Here is a 23,811-nt window from a genome sequence, read left to right as displayed (position 1 = left end):
ATAGTTAAAAAATTGAAGCTCAGGTGACGGGTGACGTCCTGTCACCTGGGATGGACTGCAGGATAAAACTGTATGGATGTACAGTATTTTTATGAATGCAACATAGGAGGCTTTCCTTCGATCTTGCAGGAGACTTCACTCAATACCCGGTCATCTCCAGGTACCCCGCCCCACCCTCAAACTTCACCGGCCCTTCCCAGTACGGAATACTCAGGTTCATCCATGCCTTGGGGTTGACTGCTTCAAGGGTGATACCCAGCTGTTTGCCGGGGATTTTCAGCGACCAGCGTGTGGGAATCCGGCGCCCGTCGATGTGGGTGGTGTTCAGCGGGGTGAGTTGGATATCGGCGTTGTGCAAGGTCTGGGTGCGGCCCTGTGAATCGATCCAGGTGCCGGTCAGGTAGCCCGCGCCGTCTGTTTGTCGAACGCGGAACACCATCAGCTGTTCGCCTCGGTCCAGGTGCAGGGAGAACCAATCCCAGCCGGTCTGGCTGGGGGCCAGGGGCTGGCTGCTCCATTCGCGATCAAGCCAGGCGGGGCCACTGACCTGGTAGGTTTTGCCGTCGAGGGTGACACGGCCGTCAGCCATGAAAAACGGTTGGCTGTAGTAGTAAGAGGCTTGGCCCTGGTCGGATTTGCGGCTGTAGCCGTTGTCGCCTTGCAGCACCAGCGGGCGTTGGCTGGTCAGGTGCAGGTCGTAGGCGAATTGCGCACCACCGGCCTGGAGCTGCATCTCTGCCAGCGGGCTCGCCACGCCAGGGCGGGTGGCGAAGCTCCAGTCGTCGATCCAGGCGCTGAACGGCACGGCCTGGGCGCCCGCCTGGCCGACGCCGCCACGGGCGAAACGTTCGGCGGCGTAATGCCGGGTAGCGGAGGTGACGGCGGCGTGGCCGAGCCAGATCGTCGAGTCGTGCCAGCCCGGCTCGGTGGGGCCTGCTTTCAAGGCGTTGCGAAACAGCGTCCATTGCACGCCGAACACGTTGCCTTGCGCGTCCTTGAGGTTGGCGGTGACGTACCACCACTCGATGCGAAAGCCCGGGTGGGGGCCGTGGTCCTCGGGAAAGCTGAAGACTTTGCCGGGCACCACTTGGGCAAAATCCGCCGCATCGCTACCCAGGCCGGCGAAACTTTCTTCGGGCGCGGGGGCTTTATCGCACGCACTCAACAGGAGCAACGCCGCCCAAACCCACGCTTTAATCTTCATCGGCAAAGGTCCTCAATAAGTCCGCCGGGCGGCTGCGATACAACTGCCACAGAGGCCAGGCCGACGCCAGCAAGGTCGCGAACAGCGCCAGCCCGAGCAACTGCGCGAGCTGCCCCGGGAACACCTGCAACGGCAGGCGCCAGCCGAACGCCTGCACGTTGATCACTGCATCCAGGCACCACGCCAGCAGCAGCCCCAAGGGCAATGCCAGGATCAACGTGAGTACCGCCAGCAACCAGGTCTGGCCCAGGTTGAGCAACATCAGCTGCCTGCGTGTCACCCCCAGCGCCCACAACGGTGCGAGCTGGCCGAGGCGGCTTTGGCTCTGGGTCAGCAGGCTGATGAACAGCGCCACGCCCGCCACCCCCAGGGTGAGGCTGTTCAGCGCGGCGGTCGCCGCGAAGGTGCGTTCGAAGACCTGGCTGGACCAGCCCTTGAGTTGCTGTTGGTCAACGATGCGGCTGTCGTCGAGGCCAAATTCGCGCTGCACCGCCTGCACCAGCGGCGTCACGTTATGCGGTGCCACACGCAGGTTGAAGCGTGCAGGCGACAGCGTCGGCCAATGCGCCAACAGGTGCTGTGCGTTGACCAGCACATGACCCTTGGGGTTGCCGTAGTCGGCGTAGATCCCTACCACTTTGGGTGACCACAGACCCTGCGGCGTGGGGATATCAACGGCGTCGCCCAACTGCACGTGCAGGCGCCGCGCCAATTGTTCGCTGAGCATCAGGCTGTCGTCCTGGTGCAAGTGGTCCCAGGGTTCGCTCACCGCCTCCAGCAACGGCCAGTGCTGGCGATAGGTCGGGTCATCGACCACGCCGAACACATCCGCCGGCCAGCCTTGCAATTGCACCGCGACCTGCCAGGTGGGCAGCACCGTCTGTACCAGTGTCTGTTGCGCCAACCAGGTGCCCAGTTGCGAAGCCTGGGCCGGGGTTTGCGGGTTGATGTACAGCTCGGCGGTCAGGCGTTGTTCCAGCCAGTTGTTGAAGGTATGGCGAAACCCCGAGGTCATGGAACCCGCGCCGATGTTCGCCGCCAGGGCCAACAGCAATGCCATCAGTGCCAGGCTCAAGGCCGGCAGTTGCTGGCGACAATCGGCGAGAAACCACTGGCCGAGCACGGAACGGCTGCGCCCCAGCACGGCCTTCAGCACCCCATTGAGCAGCACCGGCAACCCCAGCGCGGCGCCCAGCAGCAAGGCCGCCATCAGCACAAAGCCGGCGGCCAGGCTGTCACCCAACCACAGCGCCAGCAGTGCGATCAGCAGCGTCGCCGCCGCGACCCAACCCTGGCGTCGCAGCCAGCGCCCATGGGCCTCATGCCAGGCCTGGGCATTGGCCAATGCCAACAGTGGCAAGCGCGCCGCCCGCCACAGGCTGCCGGCCCCCGCGAGCAAGGCCCCCATCAGGCTCAAGCCCAACCCGCTCAACCACCAGGCCGGGCTCAGGCTCAGTTGCCCTGCCACTTCGGCGCCATACAACCCACGCAAGCTGGCGGCCACATCCGGCAGCAACAGGCTGGCCAGCAGATACCCGCTGGCAACGCCCAGCACACCGCCGAATAACGACAGCACGCCAAGTTCCACGCCAAGGCTGACGAGTAACATCCGCGCGCTGACCCCACAGGCGCGCAAGGTCCGCAGCAGGCCACGGCGCTGTTCCAGGGCCAGGCCGATGGCGGCGTGGACGATAAACAAGCCCACGACAAACGACAAAAAACCCAGTGCGTCGAGGTTCAGGTGAAAGCTCTCGGTCAGGCGTGCGAGGTTGTTGTCTTCACCTTGCTTGAGCTGCAATGGGACCGGGGGCGTGAGATGGGTTGCGGCGAAGGTCTTGTCCAACAGCAAACGCGAGAGTCGCCCGGGCATCGCCAGCAACGGTTGGGCAAACCCGATATCGGTCAGCAGCATGCCGGGGGCCATGTCCGGCTGCACCTGTAACGGCGGCAGCGCTTGCCCGTCTGCCGTCAGCGGCTGCGCGCCCTCGTGCAAGCCGAGCGCCTGCAAGGTTTGCGCGGCAATCCAGGTGCGCCCCGGCGGCTCGAAGAACGCGAGCATTTGCGCCTGGCTCAAGTGTTGCCCGGCCACGCTACCACTGCCAGGCAACGACAACGGTTCAATGCCCATCAACTGCAGGCGCTGGCTTTCATGCCCCTTGAGCACCACGCGCCCCTGCACCACCGGCGAAACCGGCCAGCCGGCACGGCGCAGTTCGGCGAACAGCGCCTGCGCAAAACCGCCGCCGTCCAACGCGCTCAAACTGGCCTGGGGTTCGCCGCCGATCAGTTGGCTGGCGCGTGCATAGCTGTCCCGCGCCTGGCTGTTAAGCGCCTGCACCCCAGTCAGTAACGCAGTGGCCAGCCACAAGCCGGTCAACACACTGAAGAACTGCACGGGATGACGCCGCCAATGGCTCAGCAGTGCGCGCAACGCCCAATAAAACACGGCCATCTCAACGGGCGTCCGCGGGCACGACGCGGCCGCGATGCAACACCACCTGGTGCTCGAGCCGTGCAGCGATGCGTGGGCTGTGGGTGACCATCAACAGGCTGGTGGAGCTGTCACGCAGCAGGTCCAGGAGTAATTGCAGCACCTCATCGCTGGTGGCTTCATCCAGATTGCCGGTCGGCTCATCGGCCAGCAGCAAGCCTGGTCGAGAGGCCAGCGCGCGTCCCACCGCGACCCGTTGTTGCTGGCCGCCGGACAATTGTTCGGGGTAACGCTTGAGCAAATCGCCCAGGCCCAGGCGCTCTACCAACTGCGCCTGCCAATGCGGATCAAAACGCCCAGCCAGACGCGCCTGGAACGCCAGGTTGTCCTCCACGCGCAAACTGCCGATCAAGTTGAATTGCTGGAACACCAGGCCGATTTCGGTTCGACGCCACTGGGCCAGTTGCCCTTCACTGAGTTGCTCCAGGCGCAATCCACCGACCTCAATACTGCCCGCGTCGACGCGATCCAGGCCGGCTATCAGGTGCAGCAAGGTACTTTTTCCACTTCCCGACTCGCCCATCAACGCCAGGCTGCTACGCTCAGTCAGGCATAGGTCCACCCCGGCCAGTACCGTCAGCGGTCCTTGGGGCGTGGCGTAGTTTTTGCGAACACCTTGCACCTGCAACATAAGAACGCTCGTTTGAAGGATTCCAAACGAGAATAACGGCTGCCTGCATGCCTCACGCAAATTTTTCACATGGATTTCACTGCTTGCCCACCCTCACCTCTCTAAATTGCCCGCCAAGCGTCAACTGCCGGCAACTTTTTAGTTACCGCCATCGACTCTTCTTAATATCTAAGTGTTCAGCTAAAAGACAGCAGCCCTGTGACAGGCTTTTGCTCCATGACGGGCATCCGCCGATTAGTTGCGCCTGTTTTTTACAACACAATAATAGTGACGATGGTGAACAGCGTGGCTGACGTAACCCTGAGCAAATCCCAATCCAATGGGGCAATGTTAAAGCGCTGGAAAAAAGCTCGATTGTCATTGGCCTGTGTCGCCATTATCGGCCTGCTGCTGGCCGGCTTCCTGTTCTGGCCAACAACCCCTGTTGACCTTGGCGTCGGCAACCGCCTGGTGACCTCCGGGGTCCTGGCCAGTTGGCGCAACGGCGACCTGATCGTACTGGTACGCCATGAAGAACGCTGCGATCGCTCCAGCAACCCGTGTTTCGGACCGGCCGAAGGCCTGACGATCAACGGCACCCAACAAGCGACCAACCTGGGCAAAGCCTTCAATACCCTGGGCATGGAAAATACCGATGTGCTCGCCAGCCCCGCGACGCGCACCGCACAGACCGCACAATTCATGTTCGGCAAGGCCACATTGTTATCGTCCCCTTCGGCCATCTGCGGTAAAGCCATGGGCGAAGAGTTGCTCCCTCATAAAGAGCCTGGCCGCAACTTGGTAGTGGTTACCCACAGTGGCTGCATCAGCGATCTCCAGACAGAGCTGGGTTACCCCCATGCCGATGCGGCCGAGTATGGCAGCGCACTGTTTGTACAGGTCTTGCCAAACGGCAAGCTCAAGGCGGTGGGTTCGATGAAAACCGAAGAATGGGCGGCGGCTCTGAAACAACTTTAAACACACTTTTTTACATATTCGCACCTGTTGTGTTCAGCCAAACGACAGCCCTCTTCTGGCATGTTTAATCGCGCCCGTTAGTTAAGGACGTTATGACTTTTTCCCACCGCTTAGTGAACATTGTGATGCTTTGTTCTATGAATTCATTACACTCGTGGCCCTCCATTAAACGTCAAGGAGCGACGTGTTCATGACCCGGTTGAAACCTCTGCCGCTGTTTTTGCTCGGCTTCGCCATTTTCTTTTTGTTGCCGCTGGGTTTTCACGGCCTGTGGATTCCGGACGAGACCCGCTACGGCCAGGTGAGCCAGGAAATGCTCATGAGCGGCAACTGGGTATCGCCGCACTTCATGGGGTTGCGTTATTTCGAAAAACCGGCCGGCGGTTATTGGCTGATCGCCATCGGCCAGGCCGTGTTTGGCGAAAACCTGTTTGGTGTACGCATCGCCTCGGTGCTCACCACGGCCCTGAGTGTGTTGCTGGCCTACTTGATCGCCCGCCGCCTGTGGAATGACCCACGCAAGAGCTTCGCCTGCGCCCTGCTCTACATGAGCTTTGGCCTGGTGGCCGGCCAGGCGGGCTATTCCAACCTCGACCCCCAATTCACGTTCTGGGTCAACCTGAGCCTGGTTGCCCTGTGGTTTGCCCTGGACAGCCGCACTACTCGCGGGCGGCTCGGTGCCTGGGCATTGCTGGGCGTCGCCTGTGGCATGGGCTTCCTGACCAAGGGTTTCCTGGCGTGGCTGTTGCCGGTCCTGATCGCCGTGCCATACCTGGTGTGGCAGCGCCGTGTAGGCGAGCTGTTGCGCTATGGCCCGTTGGCGGTGCTGGTCGCCGCGTTGGTGTGCTTGCCTTGGGTATTGGCCGTTCATGTACAGGAACCTGACTTCTGGCGCTTCTTCTTCTGGCACGAGCACATCCGCCGCTTCGCCGCCGACAACGCCCAGCATGCGCGCCCGATCTGGTTCTTCCTGCCGATCATGGTAGTGGCGTGCCTGCCTTGGTCGGCGCTGTTGCCGGCCACGCTGCTCAAGACCTGGAAGGAAAAAGGCCAGCCGGCGATTGCCTTCCTCGCCTTGTGGATGTTGCTGCCGCTAGCCTTTTTCAGCCTGAGCAAGGGCAAGCTGCCGACCTACATCATGCCGTGCCTGTTGCCCCTGGCCCTGTTGATGGGCCACGCCTTGATCGACCTGGTCAAGCAAGGCAAGACACGTTCGATCCTGGTCAATGGCGTGGTCAACGCCCTGATCGGCCTGACGGCGATGGTGGCGCTGATCTACCTGCAAGTCAGCAACCCGGTGTACGGCAACAGCCATGCCGAGATGTTCAGCCTGTCCCTGACCTTCATCGTGCTGCTGGGCTGGATTCTGGCCAACCTGCTGCAAGTGGTGCGCCCGCTGACCTTGTGGGCGATGCCGGCCCTGGGCATTGGCTTGCTGGTGGCGCTGTTGCCGGCGGGCATGCCGGCGATGATCACGGATAACGAAATGCCCGACCAGTTCGTGGCGGAGCATCTGGATGAATTGCAACAAACCCATGCTTTGCTGAGCAACGAATTGGGCTCTGCGTCGGCGTTGTCGTGGCGCCTGCGTCGTCCGCAAGTGATGATTTATGACACCGAAGGCGAGTTGCGCTACGGCCTGCGCTATGACGATTCAGTGCACCGCAAGGTCGACCTGGCCAGTGTCCAGGGCTGGTTGGCCGATGCACGTAAACAAGGCTCGGTCGGCGTACTGATGCGGGTCAAGAACACCAGTGAACATCTCGAGGAAGGGCAATTGCCACCCGGTGGCAAACGCTATCGCAAGGGCGACCTGCTGCTGATCGTTTACCCACAACAACCTTGATGCAGCGCCTGCCACAGGAATAACCGATGAATTTCTGGAAAACCGAACGTGGCGCGCTGGTGCTGCTGCTGAGCGTTTCCGCCCTGCTCCTGCTGCTGGGATTGGGCGCACGCGATCTGTGGGGGCCGGAAACCCGCTGGGCCAACATCGCCTTGCAGATGCTGCAAAGTGGCGATTACTTCGACCCCTACCTCAAGGGCATGCCGTATTACGACAAACCCCTGCCCTCCTATTGGCTGATCACCGGCTTTGCCAACTTGATGGGGGGCCTGGGCCCTTGGTCGTTGCGCCTGTCGTCAGTCATCTCGGCCTGGTTGAGCATCTGGCTGGTGTACCTGATCGGTGAACGCCTGTTCCGCAAAGGCACCGGGCTGATTGCCGGCTGGATGCTCGCGACCACGTTCTACTTCCTGTTCTGGGCCCGCGTGGCCACGGCGGATGTGCTGACGGTGTGCGGCGTGCTGGCGGCAGTGTGGTGGTACTGGCGCGGGCCGGATGACACTCGCCTGGGACGCTATACCGTGTTCTTCCTGCTGCTGGCGGCAACCTCGCTGTTCAAAGGCTTGATCGGTTTTGTGCTGCCGGGCCTGGTGCTGTTGCCGCACCTGCTCAGTGAGCACCGCTACAAGCGCCACCTCAACCTGCGCCTGGTGGCAGCCATCGTCATCGCCGCAGCGTTCTACGCCATTCCGTTTGTACTGTCCCACCTCTACGGCGCACCGACCTACGGCGCCAGCGGCCTGGAGCTGGTGTTTCGCGAAAACGTGGTGCGCTTCTTCGACCCCTTCGACCATATGGGACCGATCTACACCTACCTGATCTACCTGCCGGTCTACACCCTGCCCTGGGCACCTTGCTGGGTGCTGGGCCTGTGGCTGGCCGTGCGCAACTGGCGCCAGACGCCAGCCAATGTGCGCTGGCTGGTGTGGGGCCTGGGCCTGCTGTTCGTATTCTTCACCGCCAGCGGCAGCCGCCGCAGTTATTACGTGCTGCCGCTGGTGCCGTTTGCGCAGTTGCTGGCCGCCTGGTGGTTGAGCGAGCGCCTGGAGAAAAAGCCGGCCCGTTGGCCGCGCTGGCAAAAAGGTTTCGGCTTCACCGCAGGCTTGCTGCTGTTGGTACTGGGTGTGATCTACCCCTGGACCACCGGCAACGGCGGCGTAACACGTTTCGCCGAAGACGTGCAAGCCGAGGCCGTCAAAACCGCGCCGTGGAACCAATGGCAGATGGTGCTGGTAGAAGTGGACAACAAACTGCCGATGTACTTGCAGAACGGCAGGCAAAACGGCGCCAAACCCTTCTACTACGTCAGCGAAACCCAGGACTTCCCGCGGCAGGGCGACAGTGCCGCGTTCATGGCCTGGCTGAAAAAAACCAGCGGCCAGGACTTCGATCCGCAACGCACAATCATCGTCGCCCAGTATTCCAAGGAAGACCCGACGCCGCTGGCGTTTTTGGGGGCGGACCATCAGGTCATCACCACCCAGCCGGACAATGGCGAACGGCTGTTTCAGAAGCGTTCGGGGGGCAGTGTGGCGTTTATACCGACGCCGCGTGAATAAATGCCTCATCCAAAGTACTGCCGCCATACCTGCTCATGAAGCCTTCAGCATCGGTAAAACGATGAAAACGCTGTTGGCTCAGCATGTAAAAATCATCGCAGTGCGCGACAATCTCATCGACATTATGCGACGAGACGAGTACAGCAACACCTTCCGCTGCGGCCCCCTCCAAACACTTCCAGATGTGGTAACGGAATTCCGGGTCAACCCCCGCCGTTGGCTCATCCAGAATCACGAGGTCTGCGTTAACGGACAACAGGGACAACGTAAAAAACCAGCGTTTCTCTCCGTAACTACAAAGAGATGATTTTTTCTTCCAGATTTCGCAATAGCGCTCAGCAATGCCTGGGCTCCACTTTTCAATTTTTTCCAAGGCACACCGTTGGGTGATCGGTGTATCAGCGCAAAAAATCATCATCATGTTGAAAACATCAAACATGCGAAATACAGGAGGCGTCGCAATGATTTGCGACAGGTAAAGCAGTTTGGAAAATGAATGATGTATTTCACCGCTATCTTTTTTTTTCAGGCGACAGATCACGTCAAAAAATGTGGTTTTCCCTGAACCATTAGGCCCCAACAGTCCTGAAATCGAACCCGCCTCAACGCCTAAAGAAGCGCTTTTGAATAAAACATGCTGGGCATAGCTGATATCCAGCGCATTCACGATCAGCCGCTTCATCAGTACCGACTCCAAACAGGGTTGATTAGCAAAAACCGAAAGACTAATACCCCTGTAAAAATGAACAACCCAACAACCACTGTGACCATAGGTAAGGATTCAGCTACCCCCACCAACATAATGCGATTCGCCCATCCCATAGGATTAAAAATGGCGATGGTCTCAACTAATGGATGTGAGGAGTTTAGACTACCGATACCGAGCGCCAACATCGCGAATGAAAATATTGAAAAAACAGTGCTCGTATTTTGAAAACCAATGGGTATCAGCGTCAACAAGAGTGACGGCGTGGAAAATAGCAAAAAACAAATATAAAAACGTCCAACGATAACCACCCACTCTGTCAGACTCATCAAGCCAAAATGACTTCGCGTCAATACATAAAAAACAGAGCAATAGATTACCGACATAAATGAATGAGCTAATAGCTGCCCAGTGAGAAAAATGATTTTCGTACGCTTTACATAGACAAAGGATCGCAAGAATCCGCTTTCTCTACGTCCCACTATATAAAACGCCAACCCAAACAGGGCCACACTCGAAGCAATGAACGCGTAGAACCATGAAGTTCCAGACAAATAATCACTCGACAGTTGATCACTTGAGACTTTAGTGTACATTATCAAATAGAAGGTAATCGCAGGAGATATCACAATCCAGAGCAGCGCGACAGGCTCCTTCAACTGCTCCTTGATGAAAAGCATCGCCAAGAAAAACGGCTTGAATATTGGGTAGAGTCTCATCACTCACCTCATGGAAACGGCACCATTCTCTCCAAACGCAATGACAATATTGAAGACTCAAAGCCTTTAGAGTACTTATTATTTAAGTTTATATTTTTTGAGTTATTCATATGCAAAAATAGGTCAGGCGAGACATATTTGCTGAAAGCGCAGTTAATACCATTGACCGTCGAGCACTTCACATAAAAGTAACCCGATATATCAATATTTTTCAACACAGAGAGAAAAACCTCCAACGAAAATTCTGACAAGGGTGTTTTTTCTGAATCATCAACAATCGCCACATCCCCGGTTACCTCCTCATATATCTTATAATTATTGCAACTTAAAAAATATCGAAGGTACGCATCTTCCACTTTTTCCTCATCAGCCTCGATTGCCTTAAACAAATCCATGAATCGATAAGTTTGCCACAACTCAAGCAGTGACTTTTCCAATGCTTCGGCAGCCTCACCCGCATAGGACATACCCGCACAATACTTCACATGGTGACTCGTCTTTTTTTGGCCATAAACGACCAGCACACAAACCCCAGGAAAACGGATATCAGATATATCAAAAACAGAAACTTCACCTGAATTCACTAGCGCATCATACAAATATTTGACATTTCTCCCCGCCAGCAAACTTCTAACTTGATCGGGAGAAATCAGTGAGCGACATTGCTTTGTCAACCAAAACCTTACTAGAAATTGTCGCTCAAGGTACTCTTTTACTGAGCCCAAGATTGCGAAATCCAGACGCCAATGAAAACTGCACCCACAGGTATCTCTTAAAGGATATAAAAAATTATCTTTTTCAAGCCCATACGGAGAAAGTGAAATGAACATCGTGGGGATAAAGCACACAGAAAAATCTGAAGTTCTCACCACTTTAGTCAATGAAAACTGATGCTTTTCAATTTCCTCAACAGACACCGGCCTTGACGCCGTCTGAGTGAGTGCACCGATAAAACTATCAACTTCAGTCACCGTCAACGATTCATTAAGAAACCCAGATTTTACTGAGAAAACTTCTCTGTAAAAATGACGTCGTTCAAAATACTCCCCCAAGGCAGCTTTAATAGAGTGCGAACCTCCGCCCACCCCTGATCCATTGACTGAAAGGGAGTCTGATACTTCTACGGAATGTGGTAAAGAGAACAGACACGCAGGTTGAAAAAGTAATGTACCGGGTAGATCCGGCTTTTGCATAGCGTTAACAAGTTTCATGCTGCCTACCTATCAAGTGAACACACACAGGAAAGAATAAGGCTGGATTGACCCCTAGCACTTTACATATCATAGAATCTGTATAGGCCGACCAAGGGCGGCATGCGAGCCCTAACTTTTTAGCCTGAATCTCCACAAGCATGTAAATAGAACCGACCTCCATAAGCGCCATTCGATACCCACGATACCTGTACTTGAACAGGTTCTTAGGAATATAGACTGCATAAATAAGCGCCACGCTTGGGCTGCCAATGTCTCGAGCAGAAGTCAATAAAGCTGCCTTGATATCCTCAAGTTTGACCGTCGCCTGCATGACTTCAAACCTCCGTGAGTTAGGGAGCAAGTGTAGAGTCCTCCCTGCGACGGGCCAGTCATTATCAAGCTCAGTAAGTGAACAAACAAATACTTCAACGGGGTAAAGCGCGCCTCCACTCGGATACCCTCGCTTATGTGTTCCCACGCTCCTTGAGACAAGTGGGCTCACAAGTTTTTCAACTTCCTCAAAACTCAAAGGCTCTGACGAGAAGCTTTCACACGATTCGTTTCTATACAAGCATTTCGCCCTATCCTCATCAGATATTTTAAACTCAACCGTCAGATCCATATCAGGATAAAGGACCAATTCATTTCCGGTTAACTGGGCCAAATGCTTTTCGTCCAACGAATGGAGACCGGTGCAGTGCTGGAAAGCCGCATGAAAGGTAAAATTACTCTTACTATGAAAATCAAGAACCGCCTCATAGACTGAAGCATCTAAAAATCTGAGGTAATAATCGTGTGGAATATTTTTCATACCTCTCCCCCCAGGCAGTCGCACAGATACCAATGTGAAGCTGGCTCTTGGAAAATCCTGCCATCACTTAACTGCAGATACGAGGCACACAAAACATCATCATGGTATTTACGCAGCACACCGCTCTCAGTAAAAAACTTTATACTCCTGACAATTGCACCAACGACAATTAACTCTTGATACAAGCTCAGCTTCTTAAAAGGCATGCTAACGTGGTTGTTTTTACAAAATGCCAGTGCAGACGCCCAATTATTTTTTGCCCGCATAACTGATTCGTTATGAACAAGCCTATCAACGGTACAAAAATGACAAGGATTTCCAACCTCAGCAATGTAAGGCTGCCCAATGCAAAAAAAACCTCCCATCGGCCAACAAACACTAATTGCACTGAATGGTGATAATTTCGCCAATTCAAAATGCATTCTCTTAAGACTTTCATAATCATAAGAATGACAGAGCAAAACAATAAAACATCTGGAGCCCGCGACAGCTTTCACCACATCATCTGAAAAACTTTTAAACTCTATAACTCCCGACACCCCTTGCCTGAAGAGGTCCTCAAAACCCTCTTTTCCTTCCCATGAATGTACGATTATGGTCTTTTCAAAATAAAGGCCATCCATCGCCCGCAAAGGAACTATTTTTTCTAAAAACTCAAATGCACCACCTGCGCTCAAACCATTTTCTGAGAGTACCTCATCCAACTCATCCCTGGTCATCAAACGAGACAATTGCAACTGTCGCAAGGCTTTTAACAGTGGTTGTGAATGTACCTTTGAAATCCCTATATCGGAAACAACTAGACTTCCTGTTTCGAAATTCAGAATCTGGTAATTAGGTATGGCAATATTCATTGCGTGATCCCCCGTGGGGGTTTCAGGCGTAGCCCAGGAAACCCCGCCAAGTGGGTAATTTGAACCTATTCGGAGACAAGTGGCTGCTCTACAATCGAGTTGTGACCGCATCCACCACACCCACCACTTCCTCCATTACAGCCGCCTCCACCGCCACATCCACCGCTCCCACCACAACCACCCTGACTTCCTGACGCCCCTGCGTTACCAGCATACGGATTAAAGTCGTATTCATTATCAAAGTCGAAAACAACCTCTCCAAACTCTGAATTTTTCATTTCAACTCTCCTTACCCTTAATCGTGCGCGAGGCCACTTACTGAAAGTGACAATCACAATTTAGCCAGCATAAAAAAACATGCAAGATATTTAACTCCTCACCGTAGGAACATGAATACATTAAATTAGGAAATTTCACTCATAAAAACCAGAAGCACAATAATTGCTTAAATAGGAAACCCATGAACCAAGTTTTTTACCATCGAACTATTATTTCGTAAAATTAACACCTTACAAACTATCAACTTTCAGATATAAGATTTTTCTACGAACGAACTCCGCGTAGAAAATAGGAAGTCACCTAAAAAACATGGCGGTAAATTCGACAAACGGTATATCCAGATTGCGCAAAGCCATTGAAAAGCCCCGAGCGGGCGCAGCTTCAGCGGTATGGCACTTGTTGGCGATTGCCAAGATCACGGTGGATCGTTCTGTCGAGTGCATAACTCCTTGAAAGCATCGACCTGACATCCTGCTCCCGATGGCGGTGAATCAGCTGTAGACACTCCGCTATCGGGAGCCCCCTCCCACACCACATGCCAATACTCAGATCCGGCGACGACGGTTAAGCTGGGGGATGGCCGTTTGGGGGGCTTCCACGCGCTGCACGCTGGCCGTTGTACCGGCCGCCAGTTGCGCCAGGGTCGGCTGGCTGAACAAGCTGCGTGCATCCACCTCCAACCCGGCCTTGCGCAAGCGTGCCACCAGACTCACCGCCAATAAGGAATGCCCGCCCAGCTCAAAGAAATGGTCGTGGCGCCCTACCCGCTCGAGTTTCAAGACGTCGGCCCAGATGCCCGCCATCACGGTTTCCACCTCGCCCTGCGGCGGCTCATACGCACGGCTGACCACGGCATCCAACCCTGGCTCCGGCAGGGCCTTGCGGTCGAGCTTGCCGGCGGGGTTGAGGGGCAACTCACTCAATTGCACAAAGGCGGCCGGCACCATGTATTCCGGCAATCGCTCCAGCACATGGGCACGCAAGGCCTCCAGGCTCGGCGCCGGGGCGCGCAGGGTGAAATAGGCGACCAGGCGTTCATCGCGAATCAGCACCGCCACTTCACGCAGTGCCGGGTGCGCCGCCAGGCAGGCTTCAATTTCGCCCAACTCCAGGCGCACGCCGCGCAGCTTGACCTGGAAGTCGTTGCGCCCCAGGAACACCAGGTTGCCGTCCGGCAGGTAACGCACCAGGTCGCCAGTGCGATACAACCGATCACCGGGTACGAACGGGCTGTCGATAAAGCGCTCGGCGGTCATTTGCTCCAGCCCCAGGTAGCCTCGTGCTACGCCGACGCCGCCGATATGCAGTTGACCGCTGACACCCAGCGGCACCGGCCTGTCGTGCTGATCCAGCACATAAAGGCGGGTATTGCTGATGGCCCGCCCGATCGGCAACTGCAGGGCAGGCACCGGCGCATCGGGTTGCAGGGTCCAGATGCAGCTGTCGACCGTGGCTTCAGTGGGGCCATAGACGTTGTGCAAGCGCACCTGGGGCAAGCGCGCGCGGACGCTGCGGGCCAAGGCTTCGGTGAGTTCACCACCGCCGCAAAAAACGTCGGTGAGGCTGCTGCACAACGCCGACGCTTCCAGTTCGAGAAATTGCTGCAGCATGGCCGGTACAAATTGGATCACGGTGATGCGCTGCGTGCGAATCACCTCAGCCAGGTAAGCCGGGTCGCGATGACCGTCAACGCGTGCCAGCACCAGGCGCATGCCATGGGTCAACGGCCAGAACAGCTCCCACACCGAGCCATCAAAACTGGACGGAGCCCTTTGCAGCAAGGCGCCTCCCGCAGCGTCCGGGCACAATCGGCAAGCCCACTGCATCAGGTTGCACAGGCCGCGATGCTCGACCATGACGCCCTTGGGCGTGCCGGTGGAGCCGGAGGTATACATCACATAGGCCAGGTTGGCGGCGCTCAGGCCGGGAACCGAGGGGTTGCCGGTCGGTGCGTGGCTCCAGGCACAACGGTCGAAGTCGATGACCGGGAGCGAGACTTCACCCAATAACTCGCGCGTAGCCGCGTGTACCAGCAGCGCTACGGGTTGACTGTCTTTGAGCATGTAGGCCAGGCGTTCGCTTGGAAAGCCCGGGTCCAGCGGCACATAGGCGCCGCCGGCCTTGAGAATCGCCAGCAAGCCCACGACCAGTTCCAATCCGCGCTCGACGCACAACGCTACCCGCGAATCCGCTTGCACCCCACGCTCGCGCAGGTGAAAAGCCAATTGGTTGGCGCGCTCGTTGAGCTCGCGGTAAGTCAGTTGGCCGGCATCGGCCTGCACCGCAATGGCCTGCGGGGTGTGTCGCGCATGGGCTTCAAACAACCCTTGCAGGGTGACAGTCGTAGGGTAGTCGATGTTGCCGGGGTTGAACTCCACCAACAGCTTGCGCAACTCGCTGGCGGGTAACACCGGCACCTCGCTCAAAAGCGTTTGCGGGGCGTGCTCAAGTGCCTGCGCCAGCCCGTTCAATACGGTGTCGAGATAGTCCAGCAAACGCTCGGCGCCGACCTCGCGTGGCGCCATCGCCTTGAGCTGAAAACCGCTCGCGGTGTCGTCCACGCTGATCATCAGCGGATAACTGACGATGTCTTCACTGCTGACCAGGGCGACGCCCGGCACCAGGTCAAAGTCCTTGTCGCCAGGGGTATGCCGATAGTTGAGCAGGCTGTTGAATAGCGGCGTCACGCTGCTGCAACGTTGCGCCAACGCCAGGGACGCTTGCTCGTGAACGAGCAAGGCGCTCAGTTGCGCATGGGTGTCGCCCAACGCCTCGACCACGGTCTTGCCGGCCAGGCAGGCCCGCAACGGCAAGGTATTGATAAACATACCCAGTGCACGGTCAGCGCCCTCGCCCGCCTGCAAGCGGCCCAGCAGCACCGTACCGAACACCACGTCATCGCGGCCGGATACGCAACCCAGCACCTGGGCCCACGCCAAGTGGAACAGGCTCGCGGCGCTCACACCCAGCGCACTGGCCTGCGCCCGCAAACGCCGGTTGAGGGGGGCCGTCACCGAGCGTTCGAAGGCTTCGATTTCAGTGCGGTCCAGCTGATGCTCCTGTAGACCGAACGCCAGGGTCGGCTCGCTGACATCCGCCAACCGCTCGCGAAAAAACGCCTCGTGGGCGGCCTGCTGCGCCGCACAGCGACTCTGTGCCACGACGTTGCGATAAGGCACCGGCGGCGCAAGCTGCGCCTGTTGACCGAGCATGTGGGCGCGGATTTCGTTGGCCAGGACCGTCATCGAGGTAGCGTCATTGACCAGGTGATGGAAGCGTAACCTCGCCGTCCAGCCTTGCTGCCGAGGGTCTTCGGCATACTCCAGGGCCATCAGCGGCGCCTGGCGCAAGTCCAGGGGCTCACACTGTTCACGCAGTGGTTCGACGCGCAAGTGAGCCTGGCGCCACACCACTTGCATCGGCTGCTCAAGGGCCTCCCACACCAGGCTGGTGCGCAGGATGTCGTGGCGGTCGATCACCTGTTGCAGGGCCTGGGCAAACGCGTCCAACTGCTCGCGCCGGGCAAAGCTGAATATCGCGTGTTGCTGGTACGGGTCGTGTTCGTCGGTGATGTGGTGGTAGAGCAAGCCTTCCTGCAGCGGCGCCAGCGGGTAGATTTCCTGCACATTGGCGGCGCCTCCCGGAATACCGGCAACGATGCGCTCCAGACTCGCCTGGTCCAGCTCGGCCAGCGCGAGCATTTCCGGGGTGATCTGGGTGCAGTGCGCTGCAATCCGGTTGGCCGGTACCTCGCTGTCACTGCCGGCACTCGCCGCCGCCAGTGCCGCCAGGGTCGGCTGGCCGAACAGCACCTGCACATCGGCCCGCAACCCGGCCTGGCGCATGCGCTGCACCAGTTGCACCGCCAGCAATGAATGCCCGCCCAGTTCGAAAAAGTGGTCGTGACGCCCGACCTGTTGCACGTGCAAAAGGTCGGCCCAGATCTGCGCCAGGGTGGTTTCCACGCCCTCATGCGGCGCCTCGAACAACCGCGTGATGAAAGCAGCCTGGGTCGGCGCAGGCAGCGCTTTACGGTCGAGCTTGCCATTGGCGGTCAGGGGCAACCCGTCGAGCTTCACGTAGGCCGCGGGCAGCATGTAGTCAGGCAGCGACCCTTGCAGATGCGCGCGCAACGCGTCGATATCGACCGGATGCCGCGCAACGAACCACGCCAGCAATTGCCCCTCGCGATACAGCACCACCGCGTCCTGAACCGCCGGATGCATGGCCAGGGCAGATTCGATTTCCCCCAGTTCAATACGCACGCCACGGATTTTCACCTGGTCGTCGTTGCGCCCCAGGTATTCAAGGTTGCCATCAGGCAACCAGCGCGCCAGGTCGCCGGTGCGGTAGAGGCGACCCTCGCCGAAAGGGTTATCGAGAAAGCGCTCGGCACTCAGTTCGGGACGGCTCAGATAGCCACGCGCCACGCCTTTACCGCCAACGTACAACTCCCCCGTCGCGCCGACGGGCACCTGGCGCTGTTGCGCATCGAGCAGGTACACGCGGGCATTGGCAATCGGCCCGCCGATATGCAGCGGCCGGCCCACTTCGACACGCCCGCTGGTGGCGACCACCGTGGCTTCAGTGGGGCCATAGTTGTTGACCACCTCGAAGGTTTGCGCTCGGCTGTACGTGCGCAGACGGTCGCCACCAATCAACAGGGTGCGCAGGGTCGGGTGTTCCAGCTGCTGGCTGAAGGCGTACTCGGCAACCGGCGTGGGCAGGAAGCATACGTCCAGAGGTTGCGCACGCCACCAGTCGAGCAAGGCATCAATGTCTTCAGCCCCTTCCTGGGGCGGTGGCAGGTGCAGCGTCGCGCCCACACACAGCGCCGGCCAGACCTCCCAGGCCATCGCGTCAAAACCGAACCCGGCCACGCTGGCGGTGTGGCTGCCGGTCTGTAGCTTGAACGCCTGGCAATGCCAGTCCACCAGGTTGGACAGGGTGTGATGCTCGACCATCACGCCTTTGGGCAACCCCGTGGAACCGGAGGTGTAGATCACATAGGCCAGGTTCGACGCGCCGGCCGCCCCCCGCGGGTTGTCGCCCAAGTGCACCGTCGGCCGATCAAGCAACAGAACCGGCACGTCCAGGGCTGGCAGCCGATGCAGCAGAGCGTGCTGGGTCAGCACGGCCACCGGGGCACTGTCGTGCAACAGGTAGTTCAGGCGCTCGGCGGGATGAGCCGGGTCTATCGGCACATAACAGGCGCCGGACTTGAGGATCGCCAGCAGCCCCACCAAGGTATCCAGGCCACGTCGGGCCACGATCGCCACGCGATCATCCGGCTCCACACCGTGCGCCAACAGTTGATGGGCCAACGCATTGGCCTGCTGGTTGAGCTGCTGGTAGCTCAGTTGCCGCCCTTGGCACACCGCCGCGACGGCCTGGGGCGTAAGTGCCACCTGGGCTTCGATACGCCGGTGCAGGGTCTGCGGCGTGGTGTTGGGCTGCGCGGTGGCATTCCAGCGTTGCAGCTGTGCCTGTTCGGCCGGCGTCACCAATGAGAATTGCGCGAGCGTCAACTCGGTGTTTTCCAGCCCCTGTTCCAGCAGCCAGGTGAAGCGCTGCGCCAACGCCTGTACCTCGTCGTGCTGGAAGTACGCCTCGTTGTAGACGCAATGCAGGCACGCCGTGTCCTGGTAGCGGTTGCTGCGCAGGTGAATGGCGATCGGCAACGGTTCGTGATGGTTGGAGACCTTGATCGCCCGGGCCTGGACCTGGCCATAGCGCAGGTCATGGTCGTCCTGTTCGAAGGACACCGACAGGTCGAACAACTGGCCGCGATCGGTGCGGCGCAGGCCCAGTTCGCGGTTCATTTCACTCAAGGGGAAACGCTGGTGGCGAAAATCCCGCTTGAGCTGATCGCGCACACCGCGCACCAGTGCGCTGAACGGCAACTGCTCACTGAACTGAAAACGCACCGCACTCACCTGGGTGAACAAGCCCACCGTGGAACGAAACCGTGCGTTGGAACGATTAAGAATCGGCAGCCCCACCACCCAGTCATCACGCTGATGGGTGCGGGTGAAATACACATACAACGCCGCCAGCAACACGTGAAACGCCGAGGCCTGGTAATGGTTGGCCACGCGTTCCATACGATCGAGCAGCGATACCGGGAAGGGTTGCAGCAGGGTGTTGCTCGGTGCCGGGGTATTCAACCGGGGGGTGAGCAGCGGCTCGGGCAGCAGTTGGTATTTGTCCAGCCAGTAGTCCCGGTCACGGGCGTAGCGGGCGGATTGATGGTAGTGCAGGTCAGCCTCGATGAAGTCGATATAGGACGGCGCTCGCAACTCAGGTGACCGGCCGTGCTGCAGGTCGGTGTACAGCCGAGCCAGGGATTGCAGCATCTGGCCAAAGCCCCAACCGTCGAGAATCAGGTGATGCGCCTGAGTGCCCAGGCGATAGTGATCATCGTCCAGCTTGACCAAAAAAAAGCGAAACAGCGGCTCGCCGGTCATGGCGTAGGGCCGAGACATCGTGGCCTGCATCAGGGCCTGGGTCGCCGCCTTGGGGTCGGGCAGCGCAGAGAAGTCATGCAGCGTCACTTCGGTCGTCAAGGCGGTGGCGAAGGTTTGCCGGGGCAAGCCATTGCCATCGCTGTGCAGTTGCGTACGCAACGCATCGTGCTTGGCCACCAGCAACTCGACGGCACGCTGGATCAAACCTGGCACCACCGGGCCCGCAAAATCGACATAACCGCCGATGTTGTACAGCGGCGAGTCGCCCACCCGCAGTTGGTCGAGCCAGATGTCTTGTTGGGCGGCGGTGAGGGGGTAACTGACCGGCAGGCTGTCGAGATACTTCATAAGATCCTTCTCATGGGGTCAACACTGGCCGCGCAGGAAGTCCATTACGACGAATTGTCCGGATTGGAGCACGCAGGGCCGGGGACGTCTGTCACCCCAAACCCGGACATTCCTGCACGCCAACGGACCTCGCTGATGGTTCATTACTGAAACGATTAAAGCTGTGTAGGACATTGGCCATATTCGGCCGATGCCACTTTTCTAAAATTTCTATTTAAAATTAATATTTCACTTAAATATCAAGTAGTTAAATAACTCTAAAAACCACCTCCGGCTTTTTTCTGTCGGAATACACCTTCAGAAACGTCGAATTAATGACACCGTTTTTATGGCAGGTTGTGTCCCTCGTTTCCGCTACATACGTAGGACAATTCGCTATGGCTAAATAAAATCTCGAACTCCGAGCTGCGTTCAAGGAGTACGGCACGTCCCTCCAGACCCGGGGCGTCCGTTGACGGTTTTCGACATCAAGGATGAGATGGCTATGAGTCTGCCCCGTAGTATTGGCAACACGGAAAACCCGCATTTCTATGCTGAATTGGGTGAGTTGATTTCCAACAGCGGCCACACGAACTTCGCCGCCAACATGCTGCACCTGTTGGACAAGTGGGTACCGATTCACTTGGTGGACCTGAGTGAATGGACCCTCGATGAACTGCGCGACAACGTGCTGGATATCACGTTGCTGGGCAGCGCCGGCCTGCAACAAGACCTGTGCGCGCCCCAGCCCCTGCAGCCGCTCAAGGATCATCCGCTGCTGCGCGAGATGCTGCGCATGCAAGACCCGCTGCTGATCCAGTTGAAGGCCAAGGCCGACAGCACCCACCCGCTGGGCACCTCGCACCAGTGCAACCTGGTGTCGCGCCAGGGCAATCGGCGCTGCGTGATTTCACTGTATCGCCAAGCGACCCAGCGTGGATTTTCCCTGGCCGAATTGTCGTTTCTCAAGAGTCTGTCAGACACCTTGCTACCGCTGATGGAGCGGCATGCGCAACTTCTGCGCCAGGCACCCGACACCGAGGCCGAGCCGAGCCACAACCTGATGGAGCAGTCACAGTTGCAGCGTGAGTTCTACAAGCGCTTGTCGCTCAGTGACATCACCCTCTCCGCCCGGGAGCAGGAAGTCTGCCTTGGCCTGTTGACCGGCGGCACTGTGCCGCAAATGGCGGAAAAACTCAGCGTGAAAAACAGCTCGATCGAAACGTACCTCAAGCGTGCCGCCGCCAAGTTGGGCGTCAGTGGCCGCCATGGCCTGGCCAAATGGATGGTTGGCGCCTGATGAGCTGATGGACTTTCGCCGCGCTGGGCATGGCGCGTGGAGCGTCAACGCAAACCCGACTGCCGCAACCGGTATTCCCTCGGTGTCAGCTGTGCGTAACGAAGAAAAAACCGGCTGAAATAGGCCGGGTCCTTGAACCCCAGCTGATAGCAGATTTCATTGGCGGAGCTGCCGGTAAACAGCAACAGGCGCTTGGCTTCCTGCATCAGGCGCTCCAGGATCAGGCGCTTGGACGGCAGGTCGGCCAGGCGCCGACAGACCTCATTGAGGCGCGCTTCGGTGACGCCGATCCCCTCGGCGTAACGCGCCAATGGCCAGTGCTCCAAATAGTGGGCTTCGATCAGTTCGTTGAAGCGATGGAAGATGCGCAGGTCCTCATGCCGCGTCGGGCGCGCCGGCAGCGAGTGGGCGCACAGCCGCAGCAGGCGAATCATGATCAGGCGGGTCAGGCTATCCAGCGCTGCGGCGCGCCCTGCCCAATCGGCGTTGATCTCGCTGCTCAAGGCTTCAAACAGTTGATCCAGCCCTTGGGCATCCTCCGTCAACGTGACGCAGGCGGCACCTGAAGCCAGGCTGGGGTCGGCTTCCATCAAGGCCCAGACCAATTGCTGGCGCACCGTCAACACATGCCCATCGGCATCGGCTTCAGTGACAAAGGCATGGGGCACCGTGGGCGGCGTGAGGAAAAACATCGGCCCCGACTCGACGTACTGGCGGTCATCCAGATACACCCGCACCGCACCACTTTTCACGTAATGCACCTGGAAAAACCGGTCATGCCGATGCACGGGCATGTTGCGCCCGAAAAATCCCGCCAGGTTGGCGAGCTTGTCGTAATGCACCTCTGCATCGCTGTAACGCTGGTCGTAGACCTGCCCGATATTGATGTTGGGAATCGGCTTCACACTGCTCTCTTCTTGTTATTGAGCGGTCACTGGATCTTGCCACGCTTGACGGTAGTTAACATATTAATTATAACGTTAACAAATTAACGAACGGCCGATGCAGCCGTCGCCACCGTCAGGAGAAACGCATGAGCCGTACCCTGCATGATGTTGCCAGCGGCACCCTGTTCGGCGTTGCGCTGAACTACCAGGGCCTGCTGGACCAGCATCTCGCCGCCTTCGAACAGGCGCCCTACCAGAAGCCGCCGTCCAAACCGGTGCTGTTCATCAAAACCCCCAATACGCGCAATGAGCACGACGGTGTCGTCCTGCATCCCGCAGGAGAGCGCCTGCAACCGGGGCCTGCGCTGGGTGTGGTGATCGGCCGACCTGCCAGCCGCGTCAGCCTGGAAAACGCCATGACCCATGTGGCCGGGTATGTGGTGGTCAATGAGTTCAGCTTGCCGGAAGACAGTTACTACCGCCCTGCCGTCAAAGCCAAATGCCGCGATGGCTTCTGTGCCTTGGGGCCGCAGGTGGTGCCACGGGATCAAATCGCCAACCCCAATCAGTTGAGTCTCAAACTCTGGGTCAACGGTGAGCTGCGCCAGGAAAACTCCACGTCCAACTGGGTGCGGGACATTGCGCAATTGATCGCCGAGATCAGCGAGTTCATGACCCTGTACCCGGGCGATGTGCTGATCACCGGCACCCCGCAAGGCCGTGTGGATGTGCAGCCAGGCGACCGGGTTGAAGTCGAGATCGAGGGCGTGGGCCACCTGGTCAGCCATGTCCAAGCGGAGAATCAAGCATGAGACACGCCCGCATCCGCTTTGAAGGTCAAACCCACGCCGTCCAGGTCGAGGCCGATAACAGCGTGCGCCTGAACGATGGCCGCCGGGTCGAGGAAGATCAGGTGCAATGGCTGCCGCCGGCTACCGGCACCATGTTCGCCCTCGGCCTGAACTACGCCGACCACGCCGCCGAGCTGGCCTTCAAGCCGCCGATCGAACCCCTGGTATTCATCAAGTCCGTGGGTACCTACACCGGCCATCGTGAGGTCACCTGGCGCCCGGACAACATCGCCTACATGCACTACGAGTGCGAGCTGGTAGCGGTCATCGGCAAGACCGCACGCAACGTCAAGCGCGCCGACGCCCTGGACTATCTCGCGGGCTACACGGTGTGCAACGACTATGCGATCCGCGACTACCTGGAAAACTACTACCGCCCCAACCTGCGCGTGAAAAACCGCGACGCCACCACGCCGGTCGGCCCGTGGATCGTCGATGTGGCCGACGTGCCCGACCCCGGCAACCTGACCCTGCGCACCTGGATCAACGGTGAACTGCGCCAGACCGGCAATACCCGCGACATGATTTTCGATATTCCCTACCTGATCGAATACCTGTCCAGCTTCATGACCCTGCAGCCCGGCGACATGATCGCCACCGGCACGCCCGAGGGCCTGGCCGACGTAGTGCCAGGCGATGAAGTGGTGGTGGAAGTCGAAGGCGTAGGCCGCCTGGTCAACCGAATTGTCAGCGAGGCGGACTTTTTCTCCGCCCGGAAAGAGGCGTGAA

The 23,811-nt window shown here is 58.2% G+C and carries 17 protein-coding genes; 6 read left to right on the top strand and 11 right to left on the bottom strand.

Going from position 1 to position 23,811, the window contains the following annotated elements; all coding sequences use genetic code 11:
* Nucleotides 1-139: 139 nt before the first annotated feature.
* From JBE38_RS03350 to JBE38_RS03340, 3 genes are read right to left on the bottom strand one after another with little or no spacing between them, the layout of a single operon-like run.
* On the bottom strand, nucleotides 140-1,204 hold the full coding sequence (locus JBE38_RS03350; protein ID WP_205343562.1) for a lipocalin-like domain-containing protein: 1,065 nt from the start codon (nucleotides 1,202-1,204) through the stop codon (nucleotides 140-142).
* Nucleotides 1,194-3,656, bottom strand: a complete 2,463-nt coding sequence (locus tag JBE38_RS03345; RefSeq protein WP_205343561.1) for an ABC transporter permease — start codon at nucleotides 3,654-3,656, stop codon at nucleotides 1,194-1,196. Before JBE38_RS03345 ends, JBE38_RS03350 begins: the two co-directional genes overlap by 11 nt.
* A 1-nt stretch (nucleotide 3,657) precedes the next feature.
* Entirely contained in the window at nucleotides 3,658-4,326 is a 669-nt protein-coding gene (locus tag JBE38_RS03340) for an ABC transporter ATP-binding protein (RefSeq protein WP_060756833.1), read from the bottom strand.
* A gap of 276 nt (nucleotides 4,327-4,602) precedes the next feature.
* On the opposite strand from JBE38_RS03340, the gene pmrG reads away from it, so the two are divergent.
* The 3 genes from pmrG (at nucleotide 4,603) to JBE38_RS03325 (ending at nucleotide 8,688) form a co-directional block, all read left to right on the top strand.
* Nucleotides 4,603-5,283 carry a lipopolysaccharide core heptose(II)-phosphate phosphatase PmrG gene (gene pmrG, locus JBE38_RS03335; protein ID WP_446731240.1) on the top strand — a complete coding sequence of 227 codons (681 nt, stop codon included), beginning with the start codon at nucleotides 4,603-4,605 and terminating at the stop codon, nucleotides 5,281-5,283.
* Between the two features lie 190 nt (nucleotides 5,284-5,473).
* Entirely contained in the window at nucleotides 5,474-7,129 is a 1,656-nt protein-coding gene (gene arnT, locus JBE38_RS03330; protein ID WP_205343560.1) for a lipid IV(A) 4-amino-4-deoxy-L-arabinosyltransferase, read from the top strand.
* Nucleotides 7,130-7,155: 26 nt separating this feature from the next.
* A complete protein-coding gene (locus tag JBE38_RS03325) occupies nucleotides 7,156-8,688 on the top strand; it encodes an ArnT family glycosyltransferase (protein ID WP_205343559.1) in 1,533 nt (510 codons plus the stop codon).
* Here the strand turns inward: JBE38_RS03325 and JBE38_RS03320 are convergent.
* From JBE38_RS03320 to JBE38_RS03290, 7 genes are all read right to left on the bottom strand, one after another.
* A complete protein-coding gene (locus tag JBE38_RS03320; RefSeq protein WP_205343558.1) occupies nucleotides 8,666-9,370 on the bottom strand; it encodes an AAA family ATPase in 705 nt (234 codons plus the stop codon). The genes JBE38_RS03325 and JBE38_RS03320 overlap by 23 nt on opposite strands.
* On the bottom strand, nucleotides 9,370-10,113 hold the full coding sequence (locus JBE38_RS03315; RefSeq protein WP_205343557.1) for an ABC transporter permease: 744 nt from the start codon (nucleotides 10,111-10,113) through the stop codon (nucleotides 9,370-9,372). Before JBE38_RS03315 ends, JBE38_RS03320 begins: the two co-directional genes overlap by 1 nt.
* Before the next feature lie 8 nt (nucleotides 10,114-10,121).
* The gene (locus JBE38_RS03310; protein ID WP_205343556.1) at nucleotides 10,122-11,324 is read right to left on the bottom strand and encodes a YcaO-like family protein; all 1,203 of its coding nucleotides are present in this window, start codon (nucleotides 11,322-11,324) and stop codon (nucleotides 10,122-10,124) included.
* Nucleotides 11,311-12,117, bottom strand: a complete 807-nt coding sequence (locus JBE38_RS03305; RefSeq protein ID WP_205343555.1) for a SagB/ThcOx family dehydrogenase — start codon at nucleotides 12,115-12,117, stop codon at nucleotides 11,311-11,313. The genes JBE38_RS03310 and JBE38_RS03305 overlap by 14 nt, the downstream gene beginning before the upstream one ends.
* Entirely contained in the window at nucleotides 12,114-12,971 is an 858-nt protein-coding gene (locus JBE38_RS03300) for an McbB family protein (protein WP_205343554.1), read from the bottom strand. The genes JBE38_RS03305 and JBE38_RS03300 overlap by 4 nt, the downstream gene beginning before the upstream one ends.
* 88 nt (nucleotides 12,972-13,059) lie before the next feature.
* The gene (locus JBE38_RS03295) at nucleotides 13,060-13,206 is read right to left on the bottom strand and encodes a hypothetical protein (RefSeq protein ID WP_205343553.1); all 147 of its coding nucleotides are present in this window, start codon (nucleotides 13,204-13,206) and stop codon (nucleotides 13,060-13,062) included.
* 589 nt (nucleotides 13,207-13,795) lie between these two features.
* The gene (locus JBE38_RS03290; protein WP_205343552.1) at nucleotides 13,796-20,065 is read right to left on the bottom strand and encodes a non-ribosomal peptide synthetase; all 6,270 of its coding nucleotides are present in this window, start codon (nucleotides 20,063-20,065) and stop codon (nucleotides 13,796-13,798) included.
* A gap of 484 nt (nucleotides 20,066-20,549) precedes the next feature.
* On the opposite strand from JBE38_RS03290, the gene JBE38_RS03285 reads away from it, so the two are divergent.
* On the top strand, nucleotides 20,550-21,344 hold the full coding sequence (locus tag JBE38_RS03285) for a helix-turn-helix transcriptional regulator (RefSeq protein ID WP_205343551.1): 795 nt from the start codon (nucleotides 20,550-20,552) through the stop codon (nucleotides 21,342-21,344).
* Nucleotides 21,345-21,388: 44 nt separating this feature from the next.
* Here the strand turns inward: JBE38_RS03285 and hpaA are convergent, their stop codons facing one another.
* On the bottom strand, nucleotides 21,389-22,249 hold the full coding sequence (gene hpaA / locus JBE38_RS03280; protein ID WP_205343550.1) for a 4-hydroxyphenylacetate catabolism regulatory protein HpaA: 861 nt from the start codon (nucleotides 22,247-22,249) through the stop codon (nucleotides 21,389-21,391).
* Between the two features lie 128 nt (nucleotides 22,250-22,377).
* Between hpaA and JBE38_RS03275 the strand changes: the two genes are divergently transcribed.
* Nucleotides 22,378-23,043: a fumarylacetoacetate hydrolase family protein gene (locus tag JBE38_RS03275; RefSeq protein WP_205343549.1), complete on the top strand. Its 666-nt coding sequence runs from the start codon at nucleotides 22,378-22,380 to the stop codon at nucleotides 23,041-23,043.
* Entirely contained in the window at nucleotides 23,040-23,810 is a 771-nt protein-coding gene (locus JBE38_RS03270) for a fumarylacetoacetate hydrolase family protein (protein WP_205343548.1), read from the top strand. Before JBE38_RS03275 ends, JBE38_RS03270 begins: the two co-directional genes overlap by 4 nt.
* Nucleotide 23,811: the final 1 nt, after the last annotated feature.

Origin of the sequence: Pseudomonas sp. ICBG1301 (assembly GCF_016918385.1) — a bacterium.
In the GTDB taxonomy this organism is placed as follows: Bacteria; Pseudomonadota; Gammaproteobacteria; order Pseudomonadales; family Pseudomonadaceae; genus Aquipseudomonas; species Aquipseudomonas palleroniana.
This window is presented reverse-complemented; position numbering and strand designations above follow the sequence as displayed.